The sequence below is a fragment of the Anaerobacillus alkalidiazotrophicus genome, from assembly GCF_001866055.1.
The window spans coordinates 1-7,744 of sequence record NZ_MLQS01000034.1 but is presented as its reverse complement, the minus strand read 5'-3'; the positions used below and the strand labels follow the sequence as shown (position 1 = coordinate 7,744).

Annotated in this window: 3 protein-coding genes and 2 pseudogenes; 1 reads left to right on the top strand and 4 read right to left on the bottom strand. The window is 32.0% G+C overall.

Annotated features, from left to right (window positions below; genetic code table 11):
• Window positions 1–353: 353 nt before the first annotated feature.
• Entirely contained in the window at window positions 354–848 is a 495-nt protein-coding gene (locus BKP45_RS21000) for a hypothetical protein (RefSeq protein WP_071391108.1), read from the bottom strand.
• 346 nt (window positions 849–1,194) lie between these two features.
• Window positions 1,195–1,416: pseudogene (locus BKP45_RS20995) on the bottom strand (ATP-binding protein); the annotation flags it as partial.
• 1,146 nt (window positions 1,417–2,562) lie between these two features.
• Here BKP45_RS20995 and BKP45_RS20985 point away from each other — a divergent pair.
• A complete protein-coding gene (locus tag BKP45_RS20985; protein ID WP_071391105.1) occupies window positions 2,563–2,823 on the top strand; it encodes a SunI/YnzG family protein in 261 nt (86 codons plus the stop codon).
• Between the two features lie 261 nt (window positions 2,824–3,084).
• On the opposite strand, the pseudogene putP reads toward BKP45_RS20985, so the two are convergent.
• Window positions 3,085–4,585: pseudogene (putP, locus tag BKP45_RS20980) on the bottom strand (sodium/proline symporter PutP).
• A 786-nt stretch (window positions 4,586–5,371) separates the two neighbouring features.
• Window positions 5,372–7,186: a MutS family DNA mismatch repair protein gene (locus BKP45_RS20975; RefSeq protein WP_084788108.1), complete on the bottom strand. Its 1,815-nt coding sequence runs from the start codon at window positions 7,184–7,186 to the stop codon at window positions 5,372–5,374.
• Between the last annotated feature and the right edge of the window lie 558 nt (window positions 7,187–7,744).

The window sequence follows — 7,744 nt, the reverse complement described above, 5'->3', positions numbered from 1 at the left end:
AATGGTGGACATGGAAGGCAATATCATTTTTTTGTAATTTTACTTCTAAATCTAAAGGCAAAACTAATTGGTTCATGTTATAATCTTTAAACATAAGGACCCTTCTTTCTGTTGAAATTTGGTATGGTAACTTTATTTTATCAGAAGTGGTCCTTATTTTTATTAAAAATAATCAAAGCCGGTGAAATTTTACTCGTCGTAAAATTTCACCGGCTTTTTTCATCTAAGAGGTGGTTTTGTCCCAGCCCCCCTACTCACTGTTACATCTTTATTTTCCTTCATACGTTAGTAGCGAACAGCACTCCACATGTGTTGAGTCGGTGAAAGGGATATATTTATATGTATAATAATTTTCACTTATTTAAATCCACCATTATATGATATAAGTATGTTTCTTTACCATTTCTAGTATGTAAAGTTCTACAAATTCTTATATCTGTATAATCAAATTCATCTAATTCTTCACAACTTGATATGTCAAATGGGTAATCAAAATTACTTATATAGTTAAGATACCTTCCCCAAAAGTCAGAAAAATTCTTAGAAGTAGAATACACTAAAATAAAATTATATTTTAATCCTGTAGTATCATAGTAGAATATTTTTTCTAAATGTAAATTTAAGTAAGTTTTATCCAAGGATTCTAAATTTAATGCTTCTACTATTGAAAAGGGATCGCCATTTTTTTGTTTAATAAAAATATCTACTTCTCCCGATGTTATCCCACCTCTTGATTTACCCCATAAACTTTGATCCTTATTTAAAAATCCAGCCATACTTAATGATTGTGCAATAAAAGTATTTCTTTCATTTTCCGTAGCATTCCAAAATAATTTGTTCCCCTGCAAATTTATGCAGCTACTAACTACAGAATTTAATAAATTGTCATAAGTATAAGAAGAAAATAAATGGTATAAGTAAAATAAATTTTGAGTATAATGAATATTTGTAATTTTTGAAAATTCCTTTACTATCCTACTTTCATCTATATGGGGAAATGCTTTTATTAATTCATTTAGAATTAATTCTCTTTCCGCTAGTTCATTTTGATTAGCTTCAGAAGCTATTTTTTTAAATATATGAGAAATTCATGCTCTAGTGTATTTTCATCTATTTCATTAAGCCTTTGATCAATCCTACATATTTCTGCATTAAATTGAATTGAGAATAATGGTTCAATCGAACGTCTAATGAGGTTATTTCTTCTGTTTTTAAGTTATGAATTAATTCTCCCATGGATGTAAATATTGCTTTATATCCTTGATTGATCGCTTCTATGCCTAACCCTACCGCCAGGTGAGTAACACCAGGCGGGCCTAATAAAATTAAATTGTACAATTGTTCAATCCAAGTTAAGTCTTTTAATCTATTTAATTGCTTACTACTTAAAGACTTCTGTTCTTTTAAATTAAACTCTAGGTCGTTTTTGAGTAAAAGAATCTCCAAGAATTTGCTTTTCCCCCAAGCACGTCCAGAAAACCTTCAGTTTGTTTTCTTCTAGAAACTTAAGAAAAATATCCTTTTTTATTAGTAAGCAAGAAGATTTCCCTGTTTTTACTGAAAGATCAAAACAGGCAACCTGTCCTTTTTCATCTATCCATTCACCAATATTTTTTGAATACTGTAGATTCATACCAGAATACATATACTCCCATGGGCAATAGTTACTTCACTGTGACACCCCGAAGTTTGCTAAATTTTGTCGAAAGATTGATAGTTAGTAAAATAGCCATTTTAAACGAGATGAAATGAAAGATGCTATTTTGAAGAAGTACAGCATTCAAATTATTAGAATGAAAACTACGAGATAGATCCCACCTCTATCCCCCCGAAATTAGTTCTCGGAAAAAATAAAGCCTATGTAACATTCTTGTGAAACAAGATTTTTCGGGGTGTCACAGGAAGTAATATTAGATTTGAAGAGTGATGAATTCAAAGTGTTACTTCAGAAATCAAAGCAATAAAAGGAGTTGAGCAAAGTAATTAAGAAAATATTATTTTTGGGGTAAACTAAATTTCTTATAATGAAAGTCTTGTGAATATACTGAAAGGGAATCTTGAAACAAAAGATGGCAAAACAGCAATTCGTATTTATTACAGATTTAAAAATCACAAAATAGAATCCAGATAGATTGCTTCAAGCGGAGCGAAGGTTTTAGTTTTTAAAAAATACCAGCTACAATATTGAATATGCTAATAGCCATAACTATACTGCGTTAAATAATAACTACTTGTTGATCCAAATTGCTGATATCCTGATGTAATTATATGAAAATAGGGCTGCTTTATTTAAAACGTTCAAAAAAAGTCAAAAGAAAAATCCTCCAATCTGTTAGATGGTTAGCCTTTTGTCAAATTAAACAAACTATAATTAAATAGAAAAATTTCACAACAAAATAATACAGCAAATTTAGTTAGTTAATACTGAAAAAATTTACTCTTCACTGCTGATTAAACTAGTATGTTATTTACTTTTTATACAAGTTTAGTATAAAATAGGAAGATGAGGGATTTTATTATAAATTCTTTTTGTTTAAAATACTATATTGAAAGGAGTTAATTATGTTAGGAATTAAAGTAAAAAAAACAAAAGAAAATTTAATTATTAAGTGGCAATTAACAAAGATTGAAATTCCTTTAGATGAAATTGTTGAAGTAACCGAGGACGATACATATGCTGGTGCAAAGGATGATGCTGTTCGAATTGGCACTCCTTACGGTACAACAGATCGAATCGTTATTAAAACTAAACATCGCGAGTATATATTATTCACAACAAATAAAAATACAATTCTAAAACAAATTGATTTTAACACTAATTGAAACTAATAGTAGCAAGAAATAATAAGGAAACAGGTCTGCATTTTAAAAATATATCCCACTCTTAATGATCCTGTGATCTTTAAGAGCCCTATTATATTGGTAATTCGTCGTATGTAAAAAACTCGGTCAGTCACTTACCTTTTATATTTACGATATTTACCACATAAAGTTTCAAAAAAAAAGTGCTCAGAGATCATCGTCTCTAAGCACTTTGCAATGTGACAGCAGCTAAATCATTTTAATTCAATAACAATCAAATTTTTAAATTTCGCTAGTTCTTGCTCGTTCGAACTCATCTTGAATTTCTTGAGAAGGTTCTTGATCGATTAAACTTACTACCATGATCGCAATCCAGCCTAGAATAAAGCCCGGTACGATTTCATATAAACCGAAAATCGAATGAGTGTCAGCAGTAATTCCAAACCATTTTTCAAGTAGGTCTGCCCAGATAATCACAGTTAATGCTCCTACAAGCATACCTGCTAATGCACCGTTACGTGTCATTCGTTTCCAGAATAATGAAAGAATAATGACTGGACCAAACGCTGCTCCAAAGCCCCCCCATGCATAAGCAACGAGCTCAAGTACGGTACTTTCAGGGGTTTGCGCTAAAATAATTGCAACAATTGCAATTGCGACAACGCCAAGACGTCCAACCCATACAAGCTCTTTTTCACTTGCATTTTTTCGTAAAATTGCTTTATAAAAATCTTCTGTAATCGCACTTGAAGACACTAATAATTGCGAGTCAATCGTACTCATAATTGCCGCTAAAATCGCTGCTAATAAGAAACCAGATACCCAAGGATTAAACAATACTTGCGTAAATAAGATAAAGACTGTTTCATCACTGTCTTCCATTAACTCTGCCCCTAGACCTGCAGAGTAAGCAATCCCGACAAATCCAGTGAAGATCGCACCCATTAAACCTAGTACCATCCAAGTCATACCGATTAGTCTTGCTTTCGGAATCTCTTTTACGACTTAACAGCCATAAAGCGCGTAATAATATGCGGTTGACCGAAGTAACCTAAGCCCCATGATGCAAGGGAGATAATCCCAATCGTTGTCACACCAGCAAATACATCAAGGAGAGCCGGATCAACTTCACCTACAGCATTTAACGTTGAACTCCAGCCACCCATTTCTGAAATCGCTACAAGCGGGACAATAATTAACGCTAAAAACATTAAGATTCCTTGAAAAAAGTCTGTCCAACTTACCGCTAAAAATCCACCTAAGAACGTATAAGAAATAATGACAATAGCACCAATCAATAAGGCCTGAGTATACGTTAAACCAAATGATCCTTCAAATAATAATGCTCCACCGACAAGTCCTGATAATGTATAAAAAGCAAAGAAAACTAAAATAACTAAAGCAGATATCACTCTTAATACTTTTGACTTATCGCGGAAACGATTTTCTAAAAAATCAGGTGTCGTAATTGAATCCTTAGCAACCTCCGTATATTTACGTAAACGAGTCGCAACAAATTGCCAGTTTAAATAAGCCCCGACAGCTAAACCTACCGAGATCCAAATAGCCTCCATCCCTGCTACATAAGCGTAACCTGGTAACCCTAGCAGAAGCCAGTTACTCATGTCAGAGGCTCCAGCACTTAAGGCCGCTTCTCCCCCACCTAATTTCCGACCACCTAATACATAGTCTGATAGATTATTCGTCAATCGGTATGCAATCAGACCAATCGCTAACATTCCAACTAAATAAACATAAATGTAATAATCGTTGCTGTTTCCAAATCTATTCACTCCTCTCAGTAAAATACGTGATAATCGATAAGACAATTAATAATGGCATTGGGGTGAACAACCAAAACTAAATTGCTGTTGTTAAAGCTTGCTCCATCGCTTTTCACCACCCTTCAAATGTACGATATCTAATGAATATTTTTTATAGTCGATTATTCAAAAGATTGGTTATCCTTACTTTATACAACTTTATACACTTCTCAGAAAAAGCATTTCGTATAAAAAAATATAAGTTAATCGCCAACATTTGATACTATAAAACAAAATAAATAACAGAACATTCAGAATGTTAACTCGAATGGAGTTGTGTGCATAATTATTCATCTGATAGGTGTATAAAAACGTTTTCATAGATATATAAGAATATATATCCACATCTTTTAATTTAAATTATTTTCACTTTTTATCAAATGTTACAAAAAATCAATAAAGTTGAACTTAAATCAGTGGGGGTTTTACTGCTCCTTAAGAGTGGGATAAAATATTAAATCTCATTAAAAGAGTCAGATCACAAATTTCCCAAAAAAAAGAGCCTTTCTCAACGAAAGAGCTCTTAACGATAAATATAGAAAAAATAGTATTTTAAGATAAACCTAAAACTATAGCCTTTTTAGTATTTTCTTATTGTCACCGAAACCAAAGGTATATTTTCAAAATTATCACTAGTTTGTAATGAAGCTATAATATTTTTGATCTTGAAGCATTTTCTTTTATAGTTCAAGTTCGGATAGCCAATACAACTGTTCTTATATCAATTTCCTTTATAGTTCCAACTATTATAATTCATCAATACCAACCATCTTCATCAAGTATATAGCATTAGTAGTTTTGGATACTCCAGAGTGTAACTTATAATCAAATACTATCTGGTTATTTAAATACCTTTCTGAAAAATGATAATTTTCTACGTCAATATCTTTTTCAATCTCTAACTCACCCAATTCAAGATCATGTGTCGAGACAAGTCCTACCGCACCCATTTTACTAAGTTTTCTGATCACTGCGGCTGCACCAATATGGCGATCCTTAGAGTTTGTTCCTTTAAAAATTTCATCTAATAAGAAAAATATGCTGTTGTTCTTATTTGCTGCTTGAATAATAGTTTTTATTCTTAATAGTTCAGCATAAAAAGAAGAAATCTTTTTTTCTAAATTATCACTTACCCTCATAGATGTATAAATGTCCATAACAGAACATTTAAAGTCGTTTGCACAAACAGGGGCACCTATATATGCCAAAACCAAATTCAAGCCAACAGTCCTTAACAGCGTACTTTTTCCAGACATGTTAGACCCTGTAATCAACAAAATATTGCCGCTGCTTCTAATGTTTAAATCATTACCGACACAGGCATTTGAAACTAAAAGTGGATGTCCCATATTTTTTGCAGAAAGATTTTGTTTTGAATTTGTCAACTGTGGGCTGCACCAATTAGGATTATCGTACCGTATTGTCGTTAAACTTGATATTTCCTCAAACTTTCCAATTACAGTTAGCCAAGTTCGTACGCTGTTGCCTGATTTCTTCTTCCATTTTTCCAGATCGATCATACAGTGGTAATCTAATAGGAAAATCACATTCAATAAGAAATAGATCAATGGGCTATATTTGAAACTCATCATATCAACAATAAAGGATAATTCATTAATTTGCTTTGAGGCATAATGACCATTTGAGTCAATTAGACTTGATTTAAGCTCAGATAGATACTTTGATTCGAAATTCTCCTTTTCAATTTTCGTCAATAATTTTTGATAAGTAAGAATTTCATCTTTTTGCAGGTCTGTAAACTTATTAGCATTCAAATAGGATCTAAGTCCAATCATAAATAAAATCAACTGAGTAAGTAACAATATCACTGTTATATAGAAAAAACCGATGTCTATTAAAAATGTTACTAAGAGAGAAACCAACGTAGTTAACGATAGAAATCGTATCCCCCATACCAGCCATGGACGTCTAAATAGATGATTTTCATTTTCTGCCCATTTAAATAACGACTCAGGATTGTTCATTCTATTTTCGGTGGCACTACCATCTGCCAGAAAATGTTGTCTCCAATCAAGCTTACCTGCAAGTTCATTAATTGCAGCTTGTCTTTCCTTAATTTTTATAATATCCTTCTCTGGCTCGGTCAAAGTATTTTTCAAGAATTTTCTCCCAAAAAAAGAAAAGGTATTATTAATCCACTGAAATACTGATGCCTGTCCAAAAATATCTAAATCAACACTATACTGATGCTTTTGATTCATATATTCCTCGCCATTATCTTTGAATTCAACCCATTTTCCATTAATTCTATTAACCGCTTGCTGGTTGATTCTTGAAAGGGATAAAGCCAACTCTTTTCTTTTTTTCACTTTTTCATGTTGAACAATTAAAATGACAAATGTAACGAATGTGCATATTGAAAACAAAATGCCAAAAATACGATATTCAAAATAAAAAAGTATGATACCAAAAATAATCGCTAATAATGCAGCTAAACGTAAATTACTTAAGATGTTACACTGCCGTTTTGCTTTGTTATATTGTTCGGCATATTTCTTTAAACGTATTTGATATTCCTGTTCTGGATTATACTTATTCAAGAGAGATCTCCTCCACTGATCGTAAGTTTAACTTGTACCACGGTCGTGCCTTTTGTTAAATATGGATTAAAATTGATACAAAAGGAAATTATTCTATATTATGGTAACTTGATATTCATATATCGTCAACTTTATTTTAGGGTTGTAGCTTCAATTTGCTTACCGGGCTTGTTTATTTTCACAACGAACAATTTATATAAAGTTAAACTTCAATCAGTGGGGGGGCCTGCCTATTAAGAGTGGGATAAAATATAAAATCTCATTCAAGAGTCGGATCACAAATTTTCCAGAAAAAAAGAGCCTTTCTCAATAAAATGGACCCTGTAAAATAGACAGTTTAAAAAAAGAGGCTTGTCCTTGAATTTTTTTACTGACTCTGTTTTGCAGGGTCTTTTTTTTGTTATAGTTTAATTATTCAAACAGGTGAGGTTGTAAAATGGGGAAAAACAAATTTTCAGAAGAACAACAAAATCAACTACGGTCCAATCCTTTGATCGAGAAAGTAAGTGAAACAAATATTTCTTACACAAAAGAATTTAAAGAACGTTTTTATCAGGA